We start from the raw sequence: 23106 nt of genomic DNA, 5'->3' as shown, positions 1-23106 counted from the left end.
GCGCGATGACGCAGCAATCCACGGCAGGCCGTTCAGCGGCCCGCGCACGGCGTCCCGTCGGTGGGCAAGGGGGAGTCCGGCCGGTACAGTCCGGTGCCGTGACCACACGGCTTGCGGACATCGCTGCGCAGGCGGGGGTGAGCGAAGCGACCGTCAGCCGCGTTCTCAACGGCAAGCCCGGCGTCGCGGCCACCACCCGCCAGTCCGTGCTGGCGGCGCTGGACGTGCTCGGCTACGAGCGTCCGGTGCGGCTGCGGCAGCGCAGCGAAGGGCTCGTGGGGCTGATCACCCCCGAGCTGGAGAACCCGATATTCCCGGCCCTGGCCCAGGTCATCGGCCAGGCGCTGACCCGGCAGGGCTACACCCCGGTGCTCGCCACCCAGACCCCGGGCGGGTCGACGGAGGACGAGCTGACCGAGATGCTGGTGGACCGCGGGGTGGCGGGGATCATCTACGTCTCGGGGCTGCACGCGGACACCACCGCCGACATGCAGCGCTACGAGCGGCTGCGGGCGCAGGGCGTGCCTTTCGTGCTGGTGGACGGGTTCTCGCCGAAGGTGCAGGCGCCGTTCATCTCGCCGGACGACCGGGCCGCGATGTCGCTGGCGGTGACGCACCTGGCGTCGCTGGGCCACACCCGGATCGGGCTGGCGCTGGGCCCGAAGCGGTTCGTGCCGGTGCAGCGCAAGATCGAGGGCTTCGTGCTGGCGATGCGGGAGCAGCTCGGGCTCGCCGCGCAGACGGTGGAGACCGAGCTGATCCAGCACTCGCTGTACACCCTGGAAGGCGGGCAGGCGGCCGCGACGGCGCTGATCGGGCGGGACTGTACGGCGGTGGTGTGCGCGAGCGACATGATGGCGCTCGGCGCGATACGGGCCGCCCGGCAGCTCGGCCTGGAGGTGCCGCGGGACGTCTCGGTGGTCGGCTTCGACGACTCCCCGCTGATCGCGTTCACCGACCCGCCGCTGACCACGGTCCGCAAGCCGGTCCCGGCGATGGGGCAGGCGGCGGTGCGCACGCTGCTGGAGGACATCGGCGGGACGCCCGCGCCGCACAGCGAGTTCGTGTTCATGCCGGAGCTGGTGGTACGCGGTTCGACCGCCTCCGCGCCCGGGGACCGCGTCCGCGGCTGAGCCGGTGCGGGCACGCGCGGCGGCCGGGCCCGGGTCGTCGCCGGGGGTCCCGGACGCGCCGTTGGAGGTGCGGCCCGGAACCGGGCTTGGGATGATCTGTCGGAGAAGTCTTTTCTGGCAGACTCTGTGACCATGAGTGACTCGACCGTGACAGATTCGGAAGGTCGCGAGGAGGTGGCCGCTCCGCGGGCCGTCACGGGCGAGGGCAGGCAGGGCCCGTGGAGCCGCGCGCGCGGTCCGCGCCGGCCCCGGCTGTGGTTCGAGATCCTGCTGATCGCGATGAGTTACTGGACGTACTCCCTGATCCGCAACGCGGTGCCGGAGCAGCGGGCCAAGGCGCTGCGCAACGCCGACTGGGTCTGGCGGGCCGAGCACCGGGCGGGCATCGCCGTCGAGCAGTACGTCAACCACGCCGCCGACTCGGTGACTTGGCTGATCGTCGGGATGAACTACTACTACGCCACGCTGCACTTCGTGATCACCATCGGGGTGCTGGTGTGGCTCTACCGGTGGCATCCGGGGCGCTACTCGGCCGCCCGGCTGGCGCTGTTCGCGACCACGGGCGTGGCCCTGGCCGGCTACTACCTGTTCCCGCTGGCCCCGCCCCGGCTGATGAACGGCGGGCGTTTCGTCGACACGGTGATGGTCCACCACACCTGGGGTTCGATGGCCTCGGGCGACCTGAAGCACATGTCGAACCAGTACGCGGCGATGCCGTCGATGCACATCGGCTGGTCGCTGTGGTGCGGTCTGACGGTCTTCGCGCTGGCGTCGGTGCCGTGGGCGCGGGTGCTGGGGCTGGTGTACCCGGTGGCGACCCTGCTGGTGATCGTGGCCACCGCCAACCACTTCTGGCTGGACGCGGTGGGCGGCACCGCCTGCCTGGCCGTCGGCGTCACGGCGGCCAGGCTCTGGTACGGCGGCCTGCCCCACGAGCTGCCGAGGCGGGTGCCGGCGCGGGCCGCGGCCCGGGCTCAGGCGCCGTCCGCGTAGAACTGCTGCTCCACCACCGCGCGCGCCCTGCGGGTGGTGCGGCGGTACGCGTCCAGCATGTCGCCGGCGTGCCCGGAGCCGTAGCCGAGGTAGCGGCCGACGGCGGCCAGCTCGCGCGGCTCGGTGGGGAAGGTGTCGCCGGCCCGGCCGCGGACCAGCATGACCGCGTTGCGCACCCGGGTGGCCAGCACCCACGCCTCGTCCAGCACGTCGGTGTCCTCGGCGGACAGCAGCCCGGCCGCCCGGGCGGCGGCGAGGGCCGCGCGGGTGCGGGTGGTGCGCAGGCCGGGCTCGCGCGCGCCGTGCCGCAACTGGAGCAGCTGCACGGTCCACTCGACGTCGGAGAGGCCGCCCGGGCCCAGCTTGGTGTGCAGTTTGGGGTCGGCGCCGCGCGGCAGCCGCTCGGACTCCATACGGGCCTTGAGCCGGCGGATCTCCCGGACCGCGTCATCGCCGAGCCCCGCGTGCGGGTAGCGCAGCGGGTCGATCAGCTCGGTGAAGCGGCGGCCGAGGTCGGCGTCCCCGGCGACCGGCTCGGCCCGCAGCAGGGCCTGCGACTCCCAGACCAGGGACCAGCGGCGGTAGTAGGCCTCGTACGACTTCAGGGTGCGCACCATCGGCCCCGACTTGCCCTCGGGGCGCAGGCCGGCGTCGATGAGCAGCGGCGGGTCGGCGCTGGGGAGCTGCAGCAGCCGGCGCATCTCGGCGACGACCTTGTTGGCGGCCGCGGCGGCCTCGTGCTCGGCGACGCCGTCCTGCGGTTCGTGCACGAACAGCACGTCGGCGTCGGAGCCGTAGCCCAGCTCGTTGCCTCCGAAGCGGCCCATGGCGATGATCGCGAAACGGGTCGGCAGGGTGTCGCCCCAGCCCTCGCGGACCACCGCGCGCAGGGTGCCGGCCAGGGTGGCGGCGGTGAGGTCGGAGACTGCGGCGCCGACCCGGTCCACCAGGGCGCCCTGGTCGGCCTCGGCGGCGCTGGTCTCGGTGCCGTAGGAGCCGACGATGTCCGCGGCGGCGGTGCGGAACAGCTCGCGGCGGCGGACGCCGCGGGCGGCGGTGACGCCCTGGGCGGCGTTCTCCGCACGGCGCACGGCGGCGAGCACCTCCTGCTCGAGCTGGCCGCGCTCGCGCGGCTCCAGGCCGCCGGCGTCGCCGTCGCCGAGCAGCGCCACCGCCTCGGGGGCGCGCATCAGCAGGTCGGGTGCGAGGCGGCCCGCGGACAGCACCCGGGCCAGGTTCTCGGCGGCCGCGCCCTCGTCCCGCAGCAGCCGCAGGTACCAGGGGGTCTTGCCGAGGGCGTCGGAGACCTTGCGGAAGTTGAGCAGGCCCGCGTCCGGGTCGGCTGAGTCGGCGAACCAGCCGAGCAGAACGGGCAGCAGGGTGCGCTGGATGGCGGCCTTGCGGGTCACTCCGGAGGCGAGGGCCTCCAGGTGGCGCAGGGCGGCGGCCGGGTCGGCGTAGCCGAGGGCGACCAGGCGCTCGCGGGCCGCCTCCGCCCTGAGCCGGGTCTCGCCGGGCGCGAGCTGGGCGACCGCGTCGAGCAGCGGGCGGTAGAAGAGCTTCTCGTGCAGCCGCCGTACGACGCCGGCGTGCCGTCTCCACTCGCGTTGCAGGCCGGTCACCGGGTCGGTGCGCAGGCCCAGCGAGCGGCCGAGACGGCGCAGGTCCGTCTCCGCCTCGGGGACGAGGTGGGTGCGGCGCAGCCGGTAGAGCTGGATGCGGTGCTCCATGGAGCGCAGGAAGCGGTAGGCCTCGTCGAGGCGGGCGGCGTCCTCGCGGCCCACGTAGCCGCCCGCCGCGAGGGCCCGCAGGGCGTCCAGGGTGGTGCCGCTGCGCAGGGTGGCGTCGGTGCGGCCGTGCACCAGTTGCAGGAGCTGTACGGCGAACTCGACGTCGCGCAGCCCGCCCGGGCCGAGCTTGAGCTGGCGGTCGACCTCGGCGGCGGGGATGTTCTCGATGACGCGGCGGCGCATCCGCTGCACGTCGGCGACGAAGTTCTCCCGCTCGGCGGCCTGCCAGACCAGCGGTCCGAGGGCGTCGGCGTAGGCCTGCCCCAGCTCGGCGTCGCCGGCGACCGGGCGGGCCTTGAGCAGGGCCTGGAACTCCCAGGTCTTGGCCCAGCGCTGGTAGTAGGCCAGGTGGCTGCTGAGGGTGCGCACCAGGGGGCCGTTGCGGCCCTCGGGGCGGAGGTTGGCGTCGACGGGCCAGATGGAGCCCTCGACGGTGGTCTCCGAGCAGATCCGCATCATGTGCGAGGCGAGTCTGGTGGCGGATCTGAGCGCCTTGTCCTCGTCCGCGCCGTCGGCCGCCTCGGCCACGAAGATCACGTCCACGTCGGAGACGTAGTTCAGCTCGTGGCCGCCGCACTTGCCCATCGCGATCACCGCCAGGCGGCAGACGGCGGCGTCCTCGGGGGCGGCCTGACGGGCCAGCGACAGGGCGGCGCGCAGGGTGGCGGTGGCGAGGTCGGCCAGCTCGGCGGCGGTCTCGGCGACGTCGATGGTGCCGCAGACGTCCCGGGCGGCGATGGAGAGCAGGCAGCGGCGGTAGGCCACGCGCAGGGAGACGGGGTCGGTGGCCTCCGCGAGGCCCCGCTCGAACTCCTCCACTCCGGGGTGCAGGTCACGGGGCTCGTAGGTGACCAGCGCCTGCCAGTCGCCGGCGTGCCGGGCGAGGTGGTCGCCGAGCGCGGCGGAGGCGCCGAGTACGCCGAGCAGCCGGTCGCGCAGCGGCTTCGCGGCGGTCAGGGTGTCCAGCAGTTCGCGGCGCGCGGTCGGGTCGGGCTGCGCCTCCAGGAGCCGGACCAGTCCGTGCAGGGCGAGGTCGGGGTCGGCGGTGGCGCCGAGGGCCTCCAGCAGCACCGGGTCGTCCCGCACCGGCGCGAGCTCGACGCTGTCAAGGAGGCGCTCGGCGTCGGACGGATCGGTGAAGCCGTGCCGCAGCAGCCGCGTGAAGGTACTGCTCCTGCGCCCCGGCGTCATGCCCGGCCTCCCCTGCCATCCGTCCACCTTGTCCTGCGCCGAGCCTAACCGCAGTGGGCCCGGCCCCGCCCGGCACCTGCGGCTCGGTCACCGGGCGGGACTCGGCGGGACCCGGAGCCGGGAGCCTCCGCGACGCGGGTCCGCACGCCGGCCCCTGCCCCCGGCCCACCGTGCCGGCCGGGGCCCGTGGGCGGGCACGACGGGCCGGCCGGGGCGGGTCAGCGGGCCGCTCGTCCGGACGGGCTGGGGGCGGGGTGGGCCGTCTGGTGGGGCACCGAGGTGTCCAGCAGGCGCCGCATGGTGTCCGCCGCCATCGCCGCCGCGTCCGCGCAGCAGTTGTTGAACAGCAGGTGCACCTCGTCGGCGCCGGCCGCGAGCGCCCGGACGCGGGGCAGCCAGCCGGCCAGTTCGCGTTCGGTGTAGTCGTGCCGGAAGCGGTCCTCCTTGCTGCCGGTGCCCCAGTGCGGGCTGCGGCCGTGGAAGCGGACGACCGCCAGGCGCGCGGTGGTCACCGGGGCGGCCGGGGGCATGGAGGCCGGCAGGCCCTGCACCGTGTCGACGGCGACGGCGGTGGCGTCCAGGTCGGCGAGCAGCGCGGCCGTGGCGCGTTCCCGCTCCGGCCGCCACCAGTCCGGGTGCCGGAACTCCACCGCGAAGGGCCAGCCGCGGGCCCGTTCGCGGCAGCCGCTGACGAAGGCCTCGGCACGCGGGCCCGGGGCGAGCGAGGGCGGGTACTGGAAGAGCAGGGTGCCCAGGCGGCCGGACTCGCGCAGCGGCTCGACCGCCTCGGCGTAGCGGGCCCACACCTCGTCCAGCAGGCCCTCGTCACGGGCGCGGCCCCGCAGGTCGGCGGGGAGCGCCGCCGGCCGGGTGGGATGGCCGGTGAGGAGCGAGTGCGCCTTGACGTCGAAGCGGAACCCGGCCGGGGTGCGCTCCGCCCACCGCCGGGTGGTGGCGGGGGCCGGGAGCGCGTAGTACGGCGAGTCGGCCTCGACCACGGGGAAGCGGCCGGCGTAGTAACGCAGCCGGCCCTCGGCGTCCCGGTGGCCGGGCGGGTACCAGCCGCTCGTCACCAGTGCCCGGTCGGTCCAGCCGCAAGTGCCCATGAGAATACGCGCCATGGGCGCGTGGGTACCCGTGCCGACGGGACCGGCACCCAGCAGTTCACCCGCTCTTCATCCCCGGGGTTCGGGCCCGTGGGCCACGGGCATATTGGCGTGTGCATGCTCTGTCCGCACCGCCAGCCCCGCACCCCCTCCCGGAGGTTGATGTGTCCGGCAGTCCCGTGTCCCGCCGTGCCCGTACGCTCATGGCCTCGGTCACCGCTCTCGCCGCGGCCGCGGTCGGTCTGTGGACCGGGCTCGGCGGTGAGTCCGCGCATGCCGCGGGCGCCGTGCCGAGCCCGGACCACGTGGTCGTCGTGGTCTTCGAGAACCACGCCTACAGCCAGGTCATCGGCTCCTCCAGCGCCCCGTACATCAACTCGCTCAAAACCGGCGGCGCCAACCTCAGCCAGGCGTACGCCGAGACCCACCCGAGCCAGCCCAACTACTTCGCCCTGTTCTCCGGTTCGACGCAGGGCATCACGGACGACAGCTGCTACACCCCGGGGTTCTCCTCCGCGCCGAACCTGGCCTCCGAGATGATCGCGGCCGGCCGCAGCTGGGCCAGCTACAACGAGACGCTGCCCAGCCAGGGTTCGACCACCTGCAGCAGCGGCGATTACGCGCGCAAGCACAACCCGTGGTTCGGCTTCTCCAACGTGCCGACGTCGAGCGCCAAGACCCTCGCCCAGTTCCCGTCGGACTACTCGACGCTGCCCCAGCTCTCCTTCGTGATCCCCAACCTGTGCAGCGACATGCACGACTGCTCGGTGTCGACCGGTGACACCTGGCTGCAGAACAACCTTGGCGCGTACGCGACTTGGGCCAAGGCACACAACAGCCTGCTCGTCGTCACCTTCGACGAGGACAACCGGCTCAGCGGCAACCGCATCCCGACGGTCCTGTACGGACAGCCGGTCACGCCGGGCTCGTCGTCCGCCACCACCTACAACCACTACGACCTGCTGCGCACCCTGGAGGACTCCCAGGGTCTGAGCACGCACGCGGGCAACGCCGCCTCCGCCAAGGACATCACCGGCGTCTGGGCGTCCTGACGTGTACGTAGCGGACAGCCGCGCCACCACGCCGGCGTCCGCGGAGGGCGCCGCCCGGCCGTCGGCCGGGAACCTCGTACCGGCCCTGCACGGCGCCTTCTACGCGGCCACCGACGGGGTGCTGATGGCGGCGGCCTCGGACGGCGCGCCGGAGGCGCTGCGCTCCTCGGGCCCGGCCGTGGTGCGGACCGGGCAGGCGCCGGCACGGTTCGCCCGCTCGCTGCTGTTCGGCGCGGCCTGGACGGTGTGGGGCGACCGCGCGGCGCCGGCCGGGGCGACGGTGGCGCCGGCCGGGTGCGCGGCGTTCTCCCTCACCCTGCGCACCGGGCGCCCGCCCCGCGCCCCCCGCACACCGGAAGGCACCGCGACCGCATGACCGCACGCACCCGCATCCTCATCCTGCTCACCGCCGTCGCGGTGCTGGCGGCGGTGGCCCTGGCGTCCGTGCTGCACGCGTCGGCGCGCGCCGACCGCCGGGACCGCGCCCAGGCCGGCGGACCCAGGGTCACAGCAGGCCCGGTGACGCTGGCCGGGCCCGGCCGCATGATCTTCCGCAACATGGCGTGGGGCCCGCACCGCGACGAGCTGACCGCGGTCCGGGCCGCCGACCCGTCCGGACCGCGCACCGCCTCCGGCGTCAAGTGCCTGCGCTTCTACGCCGCCGCCGGCACCGGAGTGTGCCTGCAGGCGGTGCACGGCCCCGTCTCGGACACCTACCGCGCCCTCGTCCTGGACGCCCGCCTGAAGGAACGGGCGCGCTACGACGTCCCCGGCATCCCCTCCCGCGCCCGGGTCTCCCCCACCGGGCACTTCGCCGCCTGGACGGCGTTCGTGGGCGGCGACTCGTACGCGGGCACCGACTTCTCCACCCGGGCGGCGATCGTGGACACCCGTACGGGCAGGCTGATCCCCACCCTGGAGTCCTTCCGGATCCTCAAGGACGGGCGCCCCTACCGGGCGGCCGACGTCAACTTCTGGGGCGTGACCTTCGCCCGGGACGACCGCGCGTTCTACGCGACGCTGGCGACCGGGGGCAGCACCTACCTGGTGCGCGGCGATCTCCGCACCCGCACGGTGACCACCGTGCACGCGAACGTCGAGTGCCCGTCCCTCTCCCCCGACGGCACCCGCGTCGCCTACAAGAAGCGGGTCAAGGGCCTGCCCGCGGACGCCCCTTGGCGCCTGTACGTGCTGGACCTGCGCACGATGCGCGAGACGCCGCTGGCGGAGACCCGGAGCGTGGACGACCAGGCGGTGTGGCGCGACGACCGCACGGTGGTGTACGCGCTGCCCGGGGACTACGGGGCCGACCTGTACTCGGTCCCGGCGGACGGGACCGGCGCCGCCCGGCGCCTGCTGACGGCGGGCGTGTCCCCCGCGTATCCCCGTTGAACGACCTTTTAACGGAGTATTCGACTCTTCATCACAAATGAAGTCGTCAATGTTGTATCCGGACCGGACTCACTCGAATGCCGCGCATCCGGAGGACTCCGGCCGCGTTAGCGGAATATGACCAACGCAAGGCGCTTGAGGGTGCTCGAAGCGGCCCAGGGGGACCTCGGCCGGCGCCGGAACGACCAGGGACGCTCCGGCTGCCACGCGGCCGGCTGACGGGGGCGAATCTTTTCCGTGAACAACGAATACGCGGATTTCTATTCGACGGCTCCCCTGGAGGAGGGCTGGGACCCGGTCGAGGAACTCACCTATCTGCTGCAGGACGCCGCGAGCGCCCAGGCGGCACAGCAGGCGGCCGCCGTGCCGCCACCGCGCGGCGAGCCGCCGTACGGAACCGAGCCGCTGTACGGCACGGGGGCGCTGTACGGCACTGGTTCGCTGTACGGCACCGGGCCGCTGTACGGGGCCCAACCGGCGTACGCGGCGGAGCCGTTGTACGGGACCGAGTCGCCGTACCGGGCCGAGCCGGGGTACGCGACCGAGCAGTCCCACGGCGCCGAGTCTGCGTACCGGGCCGAATCCACGCACCGGGCCGAACCGCCTTACGGCGCCGAGAACTCCTACGGGCCGGAACCGCCGTACGGAGCCGAGGAGCACGCAGCCGGCGACCCGCTGGAGAACCTGGCGCCGCTCACCAGCGAGCTGCCGCCCATCCGGCGCCATCCCGCCGGACACCGCAAGGTGCGGATGCGGACGTGGCGCATCACCTGGCTGGAGACGGTCAGTTGCCTGATCGCCGCGCTCGCCGCCGTCATCGTGGCGATGGTGAGCGTCTTCGGCGGCCTGGCGGCCTACGCCCCGCTCCAGCACATCGCGGCCAGGACCCAGAGCGGTCCGCTGCACTGGTGGCCGCTGCTCGTCTACGGCCCCTGGACGGTGGCCTCGCTCTCCATCCTGCGGACCGCGCTGCACCGGCGGCGCGCCCTGCACTCCTGGTGCGTGGTGCTGCTGTTCTCCTCGGTCGCGATGGTCCTCTGCGTGGCCGAGTCCGAGAGGTCCTTCATCGGGGTGGCCGCCGCCGTACTGCCGGCCCTCGCCGCGCTGACCTGCTTCCAGCAACTGGTCCGGCAGGTCACCCTGACCCGGCCCCCGCGCCAGCGCATCTCCCGCCACCGGCAGCGCACCGCCCAGGGGGTCCGGGCCAGGTGACCCACGGGACGGGCCGCCGGTGCTCGGCGGCCCGTCCCGTGGGTCACCCGGACGGTGGCGCCACCGTGGGCGCCGGATTGCGATCGCGAGATCCCCATGAATCATTTCATTACATGATCAGTCACGTATTGCGCACACTCAGCGCCGCCGCCCTCCTGGCCGCTCCTCTCGCCCTGACCGCGACGCCCGCACAGGCCGTGACGTCGTGCACGGTCAACGGCCGCGTCGTGTCCGGCGCCACCGTCAACGGCACCACCGGCTCCGACTACATCAGCTGCGGCGCCCTCGCCCCGGGCGACACCGTCAACGGCCTGGGCGGCAGCGACTACATCGTGATCAACGGCCCCGTCGCCGGCACGGTCGACGGCGGCGCCGGCGGGGACTCCGTCACGGCCGTCGCCGGCACCACGGCGAGCGGCAGGGTCCTCGGCGGCGACGGCGGTGACTCGCTCTTCGTCGGCCCGAACGCCGGCACCGTCGACGGCGGTCCCGGCGCGGACTTCTGCCGGGTCGCCTCCGGCAACCCGCCCGTCAACTGCTGACCCCGTACGGCAGTCCCCGCCCCTGCGGTCACTCCTCCGGTTCCCAGGCCCGGAGCAGATCGAGGAGCCTCGCGTCCCCGTCGATCCGCACGGAGTCCGCCGGGATGCGGTCGTAGAGGAAGAGGACCAGCTCACCGGCCGTGCCCCGGACGGAGACACCGGCCGTGCCCGCAACCCCGCCCGCGCCGTCGGCGGGCAGCCGGGCGGCCCGGGCGCCGTCGCCGTCGACGGTGAGGCGCCAGGAGCGGCCCTCGGCGGCGTGGAAGTCGAAGGCGGTGGGCTCGTGCGGCCAGGCGCCGGTGTTCGCGCAGCAGGTGGACAGGAACTCGTCGACACCGTCGAGCGCCACCTCCTCCGGCAGCGGCCGCGGGGCGTCCTGGGCGAGCTGGGCGTCGTAGGTGTGCACCGCGCTCTCCTGGACCCGGTGCCGGGCCACGCCGCCGGCGGTCCGCGGCGACTGCGACCGACCCCACCACGTCCAGCAGCCGCGCTCGGGGCCCGCCTCGCGCAGCGCGCCCAGCAGCAGCTCCGTCGACTCGGCCAGCCAGGCCGTCAGGGCCTCGGTCTCACGCGGCGCTGCCAGGGCGGCGCGCGCGACGACGGCCTCGGCCGGCGGAACGTCGGCGGGGCCCGCGCCGACGACCCCGGCCCAGAAGCGGTCTCCCCCGCCCAGGTGCTCGGCCAGGTCGAACAGCGTCCACTCGGGACAGCCCGGCACCCGCGCGTCGAGACCGGGCGCGGCGGCGACGGCGTCCCGAAAGGCACCCGACCGCTCGTCGATCAGCCGCAGCAGACCGGAGAACTCCAGATCGTCTTCCACAGCGGCTGTCTATCACCGCGCTTCGCCACCCGGACACCGGTTTTCCCCGCCCCGGCACCCAGGGCACCGCTCACGCGGAGCCCGGCCCGGCCCGGTCGAAGGTGCACCAGTTCATGTCGTCGGGGTCCCCCACGGTCAGCCCCACCACCAAGCGCCCGTTGTCCCGGTAGAGGTCGAACGGCGTCGTCTCGTCGTCGACGACCACATCGAGTTCCCGTCCAGCGCCGGACTCGTCGATCTCCCAGGCGCCGCGCCCGTCGATCCTCCGCGTGACCCGGCTGTCGAGTCCCATCTCGGCGGGGACGCCGGCGAGGGACGCCGTTCCGTCCGCCTTCAGGGTCACGGTGGCGGCGCACTCACGGGCACGCCAGGTCCCGACGAGCTGAGCTTCGCGGACGTTCGTCGCGGGCGGATAGCCGCCCCATCCCACACACGCGGAGACCGACAGCACGACCGGAGCGGCGAGCAGCGCCCACTTCCCTGCCCGACCGCCCATCCTCCGCCCCCTTCGCACCGGTGACCTGATCCTAGGCGCGCGACGGACCTGCGCAGCACGCGGTGCCGTCTCGCACCTCATGCCGAGTGGCGACGCGAACGGCCCGGTGGCGGTGAGAGGCGATGGGGCCGGCGGTCCCTGACCGCCGGCCCAAGGGATCGCTTCCGCAGAACCGCCCGACCTGCGACTACAGCACCGGCAGGTTCTTCCGCAGCTCGAAGGCCGTGACCTCGCTGCGGTACTCCTCCCACTCGCTCTTCTTGTTGCGCAGGAAGAAGTCGAAGACGTGCTCGCCCAGGGTCTCGGCGACCAGGTCGCTGCTCTCCATGAGGCTCAGGGCCTCGCCGAGGTTCTGCGGGAGGGGCTCGATGCCCATCGCGCGGCGTTCGGCGTTGGACAGGGCCCAGACGTCGTCCTCGGCGCCGGGGGGGAGCTCGTAGCCCTCCTCGATGCCCTTGAGGCCGGCCGCCAGCAGGACCGCGTAGGCCAGGTACGGGTTGGTGCCGGAGTCCAGTGAGCGGACCTCCACGCGCGCGGAGCCGGTCTTGCCGGGCTTGTACATGGGCACGCGGACCAGGGCCGAGCGGTTGTTGTGGCCCCAGCAGATGTAGGAGGGGGCCTCGCCGCCGGCGCCCGCCGTGCGCTCGGAGCCGCCCCAGATGCGCTTGTAGGAGTTCACCCACTGGTTGGTGACCGCGGAGATCTCCGCCGCGTGCCTGAGCAGGCCGGCGATGAAGGAGCGGCCGACCTTGGAGAGCTGGTACTCGGCGCCGGACTCGTAGAACGCGTTGCGGTCGCCTTCGAAGAGGGACAGGTGGGTGTGCATGCCGGAGCCGGGGAACTCCGAGAACGGCTTCGGCATGAAGGTGGCCTGCACGCCCTGTTCCAGGGCCACCTGCTTCATGACCAGGCGGAACGTCATGATGTTGTCCGCCGTGGACAGAGCGTCGGCGTAGCGCAGGTCGATCTCCTGCTGGCCGGGGGCGCCCTCGTGGTGGGAGAACTCCACCGAGATGCCCATCGACTCCAGCATGGTGATCGCCTGCCGGCGGAAGTCCATGCCGACGTTCTGCGGGGTGTGGTCGAAGTAGCCCGAGTTGTCGGCCGGGGTGGGGCGGGTGCCGTCCACCGGCTTGTCCTTCAGCAGGAAGAACTCGATCTCGGGGTGGGTGTAGAAGGTGAAGCCCAGGTCGGAGGTCTTGGCCAGGGCGCGCTTGAGGACGTAGCGCGGGTCGGCGAAGGACGGGGAGCCGTCGGGCATCAGGATGTCGCAGAACATGCGGGCGGTGCCGGGGCCCTCGGCGCGCCAGGGCAGGATCTGGAAGGTGGAGGGGTCCGGCTTGGCGATCATGTCGGACTCGTAGACCCGGGCGAAGCCCTCGATGGCGGAGCCGTCGAAGCCGATGCCCTCGTCGAAGGCCTGCTCCAGCTCGGCCGGAGCCACGGCCACGGACTTGAGGAAGCCCAGCACGTCCGTGAACCACAGGCGTACGAACCGGATGTCGCGCTCCTCCAACGTCCGAAGCACGAACTCCTGCTGCTTGTCCATCTTCCGCTTCCCCATCCTTGCTGGTCAGGCCGCCCGTTCACCCGCATGGCGGGGGCGGGCGGTCGGGCACCCGAGCATCACACCACAACACCGTTTCACGTGCGTTGCGGACCTTGATCGCCCGGGCGTCCCGGGCCTGAACGCCTCACATACGGCAGGTGTACCGCGCTGCCGCCCATCTTGCCTGTCCGGGACGGCATCCGTAACGGCCGGTCCGATCCGGGCGTGACCGATACCACGGCTCTTTGCATCCCAGATGCAAGTCTCCAGACCGTTCTGATCATGTTCGGCCCCGACCTCTGGCTCGCCGGGGCGGCCTGATCCGGGCGCGGAGCCCCGGCACGGCCGGGCCAGGGCGACGAGGGCGCCCCGCGGGACCGACGAGGTCCCGCGGGGCCCCTTCCGCTCGACGGGCGCGGGGACACGCCCCCAGCGGCGCCGCGCCCCCACCGCGGCTGCGGCGCCCTGCCGATGCTCAGCAGCAGCGGAGCCGTCGGGCTGACGACGATGTCCTGCACCGTCACCGGGTCCAGCGCCGCGTAGAGCGCCTCCTGCGCCTGGCGCAGCGCGCCCCGCAGCCGGCAGCCCGAGTTCAGCGGGCAGGGGGTGACGCCCTGGCCGGCGCCGTCGCAGTCGACGACGTCGCCGTCGCCCTCGAAGGCGCGCACCACGGCGCCCACCGACGCCGTGCCTCCCCTTTCGGTCAGACTCAGGCCGCCGCCCCTGCCGCGGCGCGCGTCGACCAGGCCCATGTGCTGGAGTTCGGCGACCACCTCGGCGGCGTGGGTGTAGGGCACGTCCAGGTTCACATTATTTCGGTTTCCCGTGCCCTCACTGCGGAAGAGCCCCCGGGGCCCATTACGATCGGCGAGCCCCATCGTCCACGCCCCTTTCCCCAGAAGGACACGCCTCATGGGATCCGCCAAGAACAGCAGCGCCGCCGCGCGCAAGGCACGCGTCGAGGAGATGCGGCGTGCCGAGCGAGCCCGCGCACGCCGCAACCGGGTGATCGCCATCGCCGCCAGCGTGGTCGTCGTCGCCGGCCTCGCCGTCGGCGGTGTGGTGCTGGTGAACTCCCAGTCCGGCAAGAAGGACGCGGCCGCGAGCGGTGACGCCAAGAACGCCGGCGACTCGGGGCACTTCACCACCGGCGCGGACGGGGTGCGGACCTGGTCCGGGAAGCTGTCGCGGACGCACGTCACCAGCAAGGTGTCGTACCCGATGCACCCGCCGGTCGGCGGCAACCACAACCCGGTGTGGCTCAACTGCAACGGCGACGTCTACACCGAGCCGGTGCAGGACGAGAACGCGGTGCACGCGCTGGAGCACGGCGCGGTGTGGGTGACGTACACCAAGAAGGCCGGCAAGGCGGACGTGGACGCGCTCGCGGCGAAGGTGAAGAAGACGCCGTACTCGCTGATGAGCCCATACGAGAACCAGGCCGCCCCGCTGATCCTGTCCGCGTGGGGCCACCAGGTGACCGTGAAGAGCGCGAGCGACCCGGAGGTGGACAAGTTCTTCGCCGCCTACGTGCAGGGCAAGCAGACGCCCGAGCCGGGCGCCTCGTGCACCGGCGGGGCGATGAAGTGAGGCGGCAGCACGTCGGCTGGGCGGCGGGCGCGGCCGCGGCGGTGCTCGTCGCGGCCGGGGCGATCACCTACGCGGTGGCCGAGGACTCCGGCGGGTCGGACGCGAGGACGCCGGCGGCCGATTCCGCCGACGCCGGGTTCGCCCGGGACATGGCCGTCCACCACCAGCAGGCCGTGGAGATGTCGTACATCGTGCGCGACCGCACGAAGAACGAGGAGGTGCGCCGCCTCGCCTACGACATCGCGCAGACCCAGGCCAACCAGCGCGGCATGCTGCTGGGCTGGCTGGACCTGTGGGGGCTGCCGAAGGTGTCCGCGGACCCGCCGATGACCTGGATGGGCATGGGCGACATGCCCGCCGGCGAGGACGGGGCGCTGATGCCGGGGATGGCGACCAACGCCGAGATGAAGAAGCTCGGCACGCTCAACGGCAAGCGGGCCGAGGTCTTCTTCCTCCAGCTGATGACGGATCATCACAAGGGCGGCGTCCACATGGCGCAGGGCTGTGCCGCCAAGTGCACGGTCGGGGTGGAGAAGCGGCTCGCGCAGGGCATGGTCGAGGCGCAGCAGTCGGAGATCGAGCTGATGGCCGGAATGCTCAAGGAGCGGGGCGCGCAACCCCGTTCGTAGCGTCGCCATCCGGGCCGAAAATAGTGAAAGCCTCAAATCGCCCTGAATGAAGGTTCTTTGAGCTTCTCTTGACCCTTGCGTTCCCCTGGCATGAACGGTTCATCGCAAGAGTGGCCATCGTCGTGTGATCCATTCGCCGGTCCGAACCGCCGCGGGCCGGTGCGTTCCTCCACGACGTACCAGCCACTACGTGCATGCGAACCGCATCGCAGGGGGTTCTATGAGATCCAACCGCGCCAAGGTGCGCGCCGGCGTGAGCATGGCAGCGACGCTGCCGATGATCGCCGGTGCGCTGGCGCTCGGCATACCCGCGGCGCACGCCGCGGACAGCCCGGCCCGTGACGCGCTGAAGGGCACCAGGCCCGCGTGGGCCACCGCCAAGGCGGACAAGGGTGCCACCGCGAACAACGCCCAGGTCAAGGCCCGGGTCTACCTGGCGGGACGGGACTCGGCGGGACTGGCGGCCTACGCCAAGGCCGTGTCCGACCCGAACTCGCCGCTGTACGGCAAGTTCCTCAAGCCCAAGCAGGCCGAGGCCCGCTTCGGCGCCACCAAGGCCCAGGTGGCCGCCGTCAAGTCCTGGCTGCGGTCGGCCGGTCTGACGGTCACCGAGGTCACCTCGCACTACGTCGCCGTCTCCGGTGACGTGGCCGCCGCCGAGAAGGCGTTCGGCACCCAGCTCCACAACTTCGCCAAGGGCTCGAAGACCTACCGCGCCCCGGCGAGGACCGCGTCCGCGCCGGCCGCCCTGAAGGGCGCCGTCCTGACCGTCACCGGTCTGGACAACGCCCCGCACAAGGCGCAGCACAAGGACCAGCTCCCGCCGCCGGACGCCGTGTTCAAGAACTCCGGGCCGTTCTCCTCGTACTACGGCTCGAAGATCGCGAGCACCCTGCCGGACGCGTACGGACAGAAGACCCCGTACGCGATCAAGGGCTACACCGGCGAGCAGCTCCGCTCCGCCTACGGCGCGGGCAAGTACACCGGCAAGCACGTGCGCATCGCCATCACCGACGCGTACGCCTCGCCGACCATCGCCTTCGACGCGGCCAAGTACGCGAAGAAGAACGGTGACGCGGCCTGGAAGAGCGGCCAGCTCCACCAGTCGCTGCCGAAGAACTACACGAAGACCGAGGAGTGCGGCGCGGCCGGCTGGTACGGCGAGGAGACCCTCGACGTCGAGGCCGTGCACGCCGTCGCGCCGGCCGCCGACGTCACGTACGTGGGCGCCGCGTCCTGCTACGACGACGACCTGCTGGACTCGCTCAGCAAGATCGTCGACGGTCACCTGGCCGACATCGTCTCCAACTCCTGGGGCGACATCGAGGCCAACCAGACGCCGGACCTCGCGGCCGCCTACGACCAGGTGTTCCAGCTCGGCGCGGTCCAGGGCATCGGCTTCTACTTCTCCTCCGGCGACAACGGCGACGAGGTCGCCAACACCGGTGTGAAGCAGGTCGACACCCCGGCCAACTCGGCGTGGGTGACCGCGGTCGGCGGCACCTCGCTGGCCGTCGGCAAGGGCGACAAGTACCAGTGGGAGACCGGCTGGGGCACCGAGAAGGCGTCCCTGTCGGCCGACGGCAAGAGCTGGACGAACTTCCCCGGCGCCTACACCTCGGGCGCGGGCGGCGGCACCAGCAGGACCGTGCCGCAGCCGTACTACCAGAAGAACGTCGTCCCGAAGGCGCTCGCCACGGCCAACAACGCCGCGGGCAACCGTGTCGTCCCGGACATCGCGGCGATCGCCGACCCGAACACGGGCTTCCTGGTCGGCCAGACCCAGACCTTCCCCGACGGCACCGAGAAGTACAGCGAGTACCGCATCGGCGGCACCTCGCTGGCCGCTCCGGTGATCGCGGCGGTCCAGGCCCTGGCCCAGGAGGCGCGCGGCGGCAAGGCGCTCGGCTTCGCCAACCCGGCGATCTACGCGAAGTACGGCAAGAAGGGCGTGTTCCACGACGTCACCGACAACCCGACGGGCTCCGGCCTGGCGGTCGTCCGGATCGACTTCGTGAACGGCGTCGACGCCGCCGACGGCCTCGCGACCTCGGTCCGCAGCCTCGGCAAGGACAGCTCGCTGTCCGCGGTGAAGGGCTACGACGACGTCACCGGCGTGGGCTCGCCCGCGAACGGCTACGTCCAGTCGTACCGGCGTCACTGATCCACTGACCCGGTAGGAGGGGCGCGGGGTGCGTGCACCCCGCGCCCCTTCGCCGTCCACGCGGGCGGCTCGCACCCCCCGCGCCCCCATCGTGTCGCTCTGACGATTACACTGGGCCCGTGTCTGCGACGAACTTCTGGTCGATCTATCAGCACGGCTTCGCACGGGTCGCCGCGTGTACGGGTCACACCGTCATCGCGGACCCGCACGCCAACGCCGAGACGGTCCTGCGCCACGCCCGCCGGTGCGCCGAGGACGGCGTCGCCGTAGCCGTCTTCCCGGAGATGGTGCTGTGCGGCTACTCCATCGAGGACCTGCTGCTCCAGGACGCGGTGCTCGACCAGGTCGAGGAGGCGCTCGAGGCCGTGGTGGCGGGATCGGCCGGGCTGCTGCCGGTCCTGGTCGTCGGCGCCCCGCTGCGCCACCGCAACCGGGTCTACAACTGCGCGGTGATCGTGCACCGCGGCCGGGTCCTCGGCGTCGCGCCGAAGTCGTACCCGCCGAACTACCGCGAGTTCTACGAACGCAGGCAGATCGGCGACGGCGCCGACGAGCGCGGCGGGTCGATCCGGCTCGGCGGCGAGACGGTCCCGTTCGGCGTGGACCTGCTGTTCGCCGCCGAGGACGTGCCCGGCCTGGTGCTGCACGCGGAGATCTGCGAGGACATGTGGGTGCCGGTGCCGCCCAGCGCGGAGGCGGCCCTGGCCGGCGCGACGGTCCTGGTCAACCTCTCGGGCAGCCCGATCACGGTCGGGCGGGCCGAGGACCGCAAGCTGCTGTGCCGTTCGGCGTCCTCCCGCTGCCTCGCCGCGTACGTCTACGCGGCGGCCGGCCTCGGCGAGTCGACCACCGACCTGTCCTGGGACGGCCAGGCCATGGTCTACGAGAACGGCCTGCTGCTCGCCGAGACCGAGCGGTTCCCGCTCGGCGACAGCCAGGCGGTGGCCGACGTGGACCTTGACCTGCTGCGGCAGGAGCGGCAGCGGATGGGTACGTTCGACGACAACCGCCGCACCCACCGGGCGCGCACCGGTGACTTCCGGACGGTCGCCTTCGAACTCGACCCGCCCGTCGCCGACCTGGGGCTGCGCCGACGTCTGGAGCGCTTCCCGTTCGTGCCGGCCGATCCCGGCCGCCTCGCCCAGGACTGCTACGAGGCGTACAACATCCAGGTCGCGGGCCTCCAGCAGCGGCTGGCGGCGATCGGCGGCCCGAAGGTGGTCATCGGGGTCTCCGGCGGTCTGGACTCCACGCACGCGCTGATCGTCGCCGCCCGAGCGATGGACCGCGCGGGCCGCCCGCGCAGCGACATCCTGGCCTGGACCCTGCCCGGCTTCGCCACCAGCGACCACACCAAGGACAACGCCCACAAGCTGATGCGCTCGCTCGGGGTCACCGCGGCCGAGCTGGACATCACGCCCACCGCGCGGCTGATGCTGAAGGAGATGGACCACCCGTTCGCCGCCGGCGAGCCCGTGTACGACGTCACCTTCGAGAACGTGCAGGCTGGCCTGCGCACGGACTACCTCTTCCGGCTGGCCAACCAGCGCGGCGGCATCGTGCTCGGCACCGGCGACCTCTCGGAGCTGGCGCTCGGCTGGTCCACGTACGGCGTCGGCGACCAGATGAGCCACTACAACGTCAACTCCGGTGTGCCGAAGACTCTGATGCAGCACCTGATCCGCTGGGTCATCAGCAGCGGCCAGTTCGACGAGGAGACCGGCCGGACGCTCGCCGCGATCCTCGACACCGAGATCAGCCCGGAGCTGGTGCCGGGTGAGGAGATGCAGTCGACGGAGTCGAAGATCGGCCCGTACGCGCTGCACGACTTCACGCTCTTCCACGTGCTGCGGTACGGCTTCCGGCCGTCGAAGATCGCCTTCCTGGCCTGGCACGCCTGGCACGACCCGGACGCCGGCGACTGGCCGCCGAACTTCCCGGAGGCCAAGCGGGTGGCGTACGACCTGCCGGAGATCCGCCGCTGGCTGGAGGTCTTCTGCCGCCGCTTCTTCGCGTTCGCGCAGTTCAAGCGCTCGGCCATGCCGAACGGGCCCAAGGTCTCGGCCGGCGGCTCCCTGTCCCCGCGGAGCGACTGGCGGGCCCCGTCCGACGGCAACGCGCGGGCCTGGCTGCGGGACCTGGCCCGGTTCGACGCCCCTACGGCCTGAGCGCGTCCACGAAGTGAGCCCAGGCGGCCGCGCCGAGGAGGAGGGCGGGGCCGTCCGGGACCTTGGAGTCACGGACGGGGACGAGGCCGGGGATGTTGTCGGCGACTTCCAGGCAGTTGCCGCCGTCGCCGTTGCTGTAGCTCGACTTGCGCCAGAGGGCGGCGCCCGGGAAGTCGCCGGCCACTTCCACGCACTCCCCGCCATCGCCATTGCTGTAGCTGCTCTTGAGCCAGAGCGCGTCACTCAAGTCGATCCGGTCGCTTGCCATTTCGGTAATCCTCTGCGGCTGCCTTGATCATGGCGAGGGACGCGCCTGGTGACAGCGCGACGGCCCTGAGCCGATCGTATGCCTTGCGGTACTGCTTCACGAGAGCCGGATCATCGATGGTGTCTCCGCTGTACGACGCCTCGGTGTAGATCAGCGGCGGAGCGTCCGGGAAGGTCATGACCATGACGGAGGCGGCCATGAGGGGATACGGGCCGCTCCTCCGCGAAACGATCTGCGGAACAATCCGGCGCCGGTCCGTCAGTTCAGCGATGCGGTCGAGCTGCTCAGCCATGTCCTCGGACGACACGATGACGTCCATCAGCAGCGACTCGTGCAGGATGGCCCAGTACTCCGGAACCGCGTGATCGCCCTCGAAGAGGCGCGCCCGATCGAGCCGCGCCCGGACCTTCTCCTCGACCCACTCATCCGAGGCGGAAGGGTGAGCGGAATGGACCAGCGCGCGTGCGTAGGGTGCCGTCTGCAACAGCCCAGGCAAAGTACTGGGAGACCATTCCTCGATGGACTCGGCGTGCTTCTCGGCCTCCAGAACTCGCTCGAAGTAGGCGGCGTGCGGACCCCGCCTGGCCCGCCGCACGTCCTCGCAGTGCCGCTCGAAGTAGCCGTCGGTGCCCAGTACCCGGTCCACGTGGCGGGCCAGGTCCATCGGCATGCGCCGCTTGCCGTGCTCGATGTCGCTGAGGTGCGACTTGCCGTAGAAGCTGCCCTCGACCAGCCGCTCAAGGGAGAGTCCCGCCGCCTCCCGCTGCCACCTCAACTCCTTGCCGTAGAAGTCGGGGACGCTGATCGAACCGTCGATGTCCTTGCGCCGGACCACGTGCTCACCGCCGTAACTCACCTTGCCGATTCCGCTGCTCGCGTCGCGGACGCGAAGCCTCTTCCACGGTACCGAGCCGGGCGACACTGTGTGAGGTGTTCGTAACTCACCGCACAGAAGGCCGGAGCCTCCCATGCCCGACCACTCCCCCACCGCCTACGACGTCACCCTCTGCGTGGAGAACCTGCGCGCCGCCCTCGCCCTGCACGGCATCACGCTGCCCTCGCTCCGGGTGGAACTGGCGAGCCTCGCCGGTAGGTACACACCGCCGGCGGGCCTCGTCGCGCTCGGGAACTGCAACACGGCGACGGCCCAGGCGCTCGCCGCCGCCCTGCGCGGAACGGCGGCGGAGGGATGACGTTCGAACTCGACCTGCTCGCCACCCCGGAGGCGGTACCGGAGCTGCGCCACCGCCTGGCGGCCCACTGCCACGAAGTGCGCCTGTGCGTCACGGAGTTGCTGACGAACGTCATCGACCACCTCGGCGCGGGCACTCCGGTGACGGTCCGGGTGACCGGCACGCCCCACGGCAGCGCGCGCGTCGAGGTCACCGACCCCGACGCGCGCGCCCTGCCCGTGCTGCGGGCGGCCACCGACACCGCCGAGTCCGGCCGGGGCCTGGTCCTGGTCGACGCCCTCGCTCAGCGCTGGGGCGTCGACCGGGGTCCGGACCACAAGACGGTCTGGTGCGAACTGGCCGGAGCGGTGACGGGTCACGACTTCGACACGGTCCCGAACACCCCCGGAACTGTGGCCTCCACCACGGCGGACAACGCCCTGTCCTGGTGAGATCACCGCATGCTCGGTCTACTCCTGCGCGTCCTGCCGTTCTGGGTGCGCGAGCCCCTGATGATCCTGGTCGGATCCGTTTTCGGCGTGCGCATCATGTATCTCGCCGTCCTCGAACGCAGCTGGGTCGCGGCCGGCATCGGCGCGGTGTTCCTCGTGTTCACCGCGATACGGGTCCGCATGGTGGTCCGGGCACTCCAGGCACGCCGCGAGGCGCAGGTCCCGGCCCAAGCCCCGGTCCCGGCTCCGGCTGCGGTTCCGGCTGCGGTCCCACCTCCGGCTGGGGCTCCGGCTCCGGCTGCAACTCCGGCTCCGGTGCCTGCGCAGGTCCCGGCCCCGGCCCTCGCCGCCGCGCAGGCGCCGGCCCAGGTCCCCGCTCAGGCAGGGGCCGGGCCGCGCCCCGCCACCGGTGCGCCGGAGAAGGACCACAACGCATGGGGCCAGGCGCTCGCGGCGCTCGGCGTGTTCGGCGCGCTCGCGGCGGCGCTGTGGCTGGGCCCGCGTCTGATGCCGGCCGACGACAACTCGCCCGAGCCCGCATCGTGTTCGCACGCGGAGGACGAGAAGCCGTCGAAGGCGTACCAGAGGACGCCCCGGGCCGTGACCGGCGACGAGCTGTGCGAGGCGCTCAACCGGCCCGACCTGGCCCGGCTCCTCGGAACGCCCCGGGAGATCGCGAACACGGCTTCCGGCAGCAGCGGCACCGCTCTCCTCACCGACGACAAGGTCGCCGAGCCGGAGGCGCAGGTCTCGTTCGACACGTACACCGTCAATCTCTCGGCCACCTACAACCACTTGACGACCGCCCAGTACGTGAGGCTGTTCGACATCGCCGGCGACCGGGTGGAGAAGGACGTGAAGACGCTCAAGGTGCTCGGCCGGCCCGCGTTCCTCTCCTCGGACCACACCATGAAGTTCGAGATCGACTTCAGCAAGGAGCACAACGGCGGGCCGGTCCAGCAGGGTCCCCTGGCCAGGACGCTGTCCATCGCCCTCGACCAGAAGGACCGGGGCGGCTACTACGACATCACCGTGTGGAGCCAGTCCGGCGCCCTCCCGCAGGACGGCGCTCTCGTCGACATCGCCGAGAAGGTCCTCCCGCCGGTCCTGGAACGGAGCGCTCGCTGACCCGGTGGCTCTCCGCGCCGCGCGTCAGCGCGATTGCTTCCGGCGCCACCTGACCAGGGCCGCCGCGAGGAGGCGTACCGCGAGGACGGTCGCCGCAGCCACGTAGCGGCCGGAAGTGGCCGAGGAGGGGCCCGGCCAGACCGCCACGGCCACCTCTGTGGACATCACGTCCGTGCATCGGCGCTGTCCCGCGGCGCCGCCGTGCGCGGGGACCTGCCCGGCGGATGCCGCCGGGCAGGCCCCTGGTCCCGGTGAGGGT

At 72.5% G+C, this 23106-nt stretch carries 21 protein-coding genes and 1 pseudogene; 14 read left to right on the top strand and 8 right to left on the bottom strand.

Annotated features, from left to right (window positions below):
* Window positions 1–98 precede the first annotated feature (98 nt).
* Both ACFQ9Z_RS05935 and ACFQ9Z_RS05930 read left to right on the top strand, forming a co-directional pair.
* The gene (locus ACFQ9Z_RS05935; RefSeq protein ID WP_383011294.1) at window positions 99–1133 is read left to right on the top strand and encodes a LacI family DNA-binding transcriptional regulator; all 1035 of its coding nucleotides are present in this window, start codon (window positions 99–101) and stop codon (window positions 1131–1133) included.
* 132 nt (window positions 1134–1265) lie between these two features.
* The gene (locus ACFQ9Z_RS05930; RefSeq protein WP_383011291.1) at window positions 1266–2126 is read left to right on the top strand and encodes a phosphatase PAP2 family protein; all 861 of its coding nucleotides are present in this window, start codon (window positions 1266–1268) and stop codon (window positions 2124–2126) included.
* Here ACFQ9Z_RS05930 and ACFQ9Z_RS05925 read toward each other — a convergent pair.
* Window positions 2108–5107, bottom strand: a complete 3000-nt coding sequence (locus ACFQ9Z_RS05925; protein WP_383011288.1) for a bifunctional [glutamine synthetase] adenylyltransferase/[glutamine synthetase]-adenylyl-L-tyrosine phosphorylase — start codon at window positions 5105–5107, stop codon at window positions 2108–2110. The two genes, ACFQ9Z_RS05930 and ACFQ9Z_RS05925, sit on opposite strands and share 19 nt — an antisense overlap.
* A 218-nt stretch (window positions 5108–5325) precedes the next feature.
* Complete coding sequence (locus tag ACFQ9Z_RS05920) at window positions 5326–6228, bottom strand: DUF72 domain-containing protein (RefSeq protein ID WP_383011285.1); 903 nt, start codon at window positions 6226–6228, stop codon at window positions 5326–5328.
* A 149-nt stretch (window positions 6229–6377) separates the two neighbouring features.
* Here ACFQ9Z_RS05920 and ACFQ9Z_RS05915 point away from each other — a divergent pair, with 149 nt between their 5' ends.
* From ACFQ9Z_RS05915 to ACFQ9Z_RS05895, 5 genes are all read left to right on the top strand, one after another.
* On the top strand, window positions 6378–7265 hold the full coding sequence (locus ACFQ9Z_RS05915) for an alkaline phosphatase family protein (protein WP_383011281.1): 888 nt from the start codon (window positions 6378–6380) through the stop codon (window positions 7263–7265).
* 1 nt (window position 7266) lies between these two features.
* Window positions 7267–7641 carry a hypothetical protein gene (locus ACFQ9Z_RS05910; protein ID WP_383011277.1) on the top strand — a complete coding sequence of 125 codons (375 nt, stop codon included), beginning with the start codon at window positions 7267–7269 and terminating at the stop codon, window positions 7639–7641.
* Entirely contained in the window at window positions 7638–8657 is a 1020-nt protein-coding gene (locus ACFQ9Z_RS05905) for a TolB family protein (protein WP_383011274.1), read from the top strand. Before ACFQ9Z_RS05910 ends, ACFQ9Z_RS05905 begins: the two co-directional genes overlap by 4 nt.
* Before the next feature lie 237 nt (window positions 8658–8894).
* The gene (locus tag ACFQ9Z_RS05900) at window positions 8895–9869 is read left to right on the top strand and encodes a DUF2637 domain-containing protein (protein WP_383011272.1); all 975 of its coding nucleotides are present in this window, start codon (window positions 8895–8897) and stop codon (window positions 9867–9869) included.
* 113 nt (window positions 9870–9982) lie between these two features.
* Window positions 9983–10411, top strand: a complete 429-nt coding sequence (locus ACFQ9Z_RS05895; protein ID WP_383011269.1) for a hypothetical protein — start codon at window positions 9983–9985, stop codon at window positions 10409–10411.
* A gap of 28 nt (window positions 10412–10439) precedes the next feature.
* On the opposite strand, the gene ACFQ9Z_RS05890 is transcribed toward ACFQ9Z_RS05895, so the two are convergent.
* The 4 genes and pseudogenes from ACFQ9Z_RS05890 to ACFQ9Z_RS05875 all read right to left on the bottom strand — a co-directional run.
* The gene (locus ACFQ9Z_RS05890; RefSeq protein WP_383011266.1) at window positions 10440–11231 is read right to left on the bottom strand and encodes a maleylpyruvate isomerase family mycothiol-dependent enzyme; all 792 of its coding nucleotides are present in this window, start codon (window positions 11229–11231) and stop codon (window positions 10440–10442) included.
* 70 nt (window positions 11232–11301) lie between these two features.
* On the bottom strand, window positions 11302–11727 hold the full coding sequence (locus tag ACFQ9Z_RS05885) for a hypothetical protein (protein ID WP_383011263.1): 426 nt from the start codon (window positions 11725–11727) through the stop codon (window positions 11302–11304).
* Between the two features lie 187 nt (window positions 11728–11914).
* Window positions 11915–13276 carry a type I glutamate--ammonia ligase gene (gene glnA / locus ACFQ9Z_RS05880; protein ID WP_143631607.1) on the bottom strand — a complete coding sequence of 454 codons (1362 nt, stop codon included), beginning with the start codon at window positions 13274–13276 and terminating at the stop codon, window positions 11915–11917.
* Window positions 13277–13734: 458 nt separating this feature from the next.
* A pseudogene (locus ACFQ9Z_RS05875) lies at window positions 13735–14082 on the bottom strand (Rrf2 family transcriptional regulator); the annotation flags it as partial.
* Window positions 14083–14188: 106 nt separating this feature from the next.
* Here ACFQ9Z_RS05875 and ACFQ9Z_RS05870 point away from each other — a divergent pair.
* The 4 genes from ACFQ9Z_RS05870 to ACFQ9Z_RS05855 all read left to right on the top strand — a co-directional run bounded on the left by ACFQ9Z_RS05870 (window position 14189) and on the right by ACFQ9Z_RS05855 (window position 19827).
* Window positions 14189–14866, top strand: a complete 678-nt coding sequence (locus tag ACFQ9Z_RS05870) for a DUF3105 domain-containing protein (protein WP_383011258.1) — start codon at window positions 14189–14191, stop codon at window positions 14864–14866.
* Window positions 14863–15495, top strand: coding sequence for a DUF305 domain-containing protein (locus ACFQ9Z_RS05865; RefSeq protein ID WP_383011255.1), 633 nt, complete (start codon window positions 14863–14865; stop codon window positions 15493–15495). The genes ACFQ9Z_RS05870 and ACFQ9Z_RS05865 overlap by 4 nt, the downstream gene beginning before the upstream one ends.
* A 220-nt stretch (window positions 15496–15715) precedes the next feature.
* Window positions 15716–17659, top strand: a complete 1944-nt coding sequence (locus ACFQ9Z_RS05860; protein WP_383011252.1) for a protease pro-enzyme activation domain-containing protein — start codon at window positions 15716–15718, stop codon at window positions 17657–17659.
* A gap of 119 nt (window positions 17660–17778) precedes the next feature.
* Window positions 17779–19827 (top strand): NAD(+) synthase, encoded by a 2049-nt coding sequence (locus ACFQ9Z_RS05855; RefSeq protein ID WP_383011249.1) that lies wholly within the window; start codon window positions 17779–17781, stop codon window positions 19825–19827.
* Here ACFQ9Z_RS05855 and ACFQ9Z_RS05850 read toward each other — a convergent pair.
* Both ACFQ9Z_RS05850 and ACFQ9Z_RS05845 read right to left on the bottom strand, forming a co-directional pair.
* Window positions 19817–20095 carry a DUF397 domain-containing protein gene (locus ACFQ9Z_RS05850; protein ID WP_383011246.1) on the bottom strand — a complete coding sequence of 93 codons (279 nt, stop codon included), beginning with the start codon at window positions 20093–20095 and terminating at the stop codon, window positions 19817–19819. The genes ACFQ9Z_RS05855 and ACFQ9Z_RS05850 overlap by 11 nt on opposite strands.
* On the bottom strand, window positions 20067–20930 hold the full coding sequence (locus ACFQ9Z_RS05845) for a helix-turn-helix transcriptional regulator (RefSeq protein ID WP_383011243.1): 864 nt from the start codon (window positions 20928–20930) through the stop codon (window positions 20067–20069). Before ACFQ9Z_RS05845 ends, ACFQ9Z_RS05850 begins: the two co-directional genes overlap by 29 nt.
* A gap of 133 nt (window positions 20931–21063) precedes the next feature.
* Here ACFQ9Z_RS05845 and ACFQ9Z_RS05840 point away from each other — a divergent pair, with 133 nt between their 5' ends.
* The 3 genes from ACFQ9Z_RS05840 to ACFQ9Z_RS05830 are packed head-to-tail and all read left to right on the top strand — an operon-like array spanning window position 21064 to window position 22847.
* Window positions 21064–21288 carry a hypothetical protein gene (locus ACFQ9Z_RS05840; protein ID WP_383011240.1) on the top strand — a complete coding sequence of 75 codons (225 nt, stop codon included), beginning with the start codon at window positions 21064–21066 and terminating at the stop codon, window positions 21286–21288.
* Complete coding sequence (locus ACFQ9Z_RS05835) at window positions 21285–21719, top strand: ATP-binding protein (RefSeq protein WP_383011237.1); 435 nt, start codon at window positions 21285–21287, stop codon at window positions 21717–21719. Before ACFQ9Z_RS05840 ends, ACFQ9Z_RS05835 begins: the two co-directional genes overlap by 4 nt.
* A gap of 9 nt (window positions 21720–21728) precedes the next feature.
* Window positions 21729–22847 carry a DUF6215 domain-containing protein gene (locus ACFQ9Z_RS05830; protein WP_383011234.1) on the top strand — a complete coding sequence of 373 codons (1119 nt, stop codon included), beginning with the start codon at window positions 21729–21731 and terminating at the stop codon, window positions 22845–22847.
* The last annotated feature ends 259 nt before the right edge of the window (window positions 22848–23106 follow it).

This window comes from Streptomyces sp. NPDC056580 (assembly GCF_042793175.1).
Taxonomy (GTDB): domain Bacteria; phylum Actinomycetota; class Actinomycetes; order Streptomycetales; family Streptomycetaceae; genus Streptomyces.
This window is presented reverse-complemented; position numbering and strand designations above follow the sequence as displayed.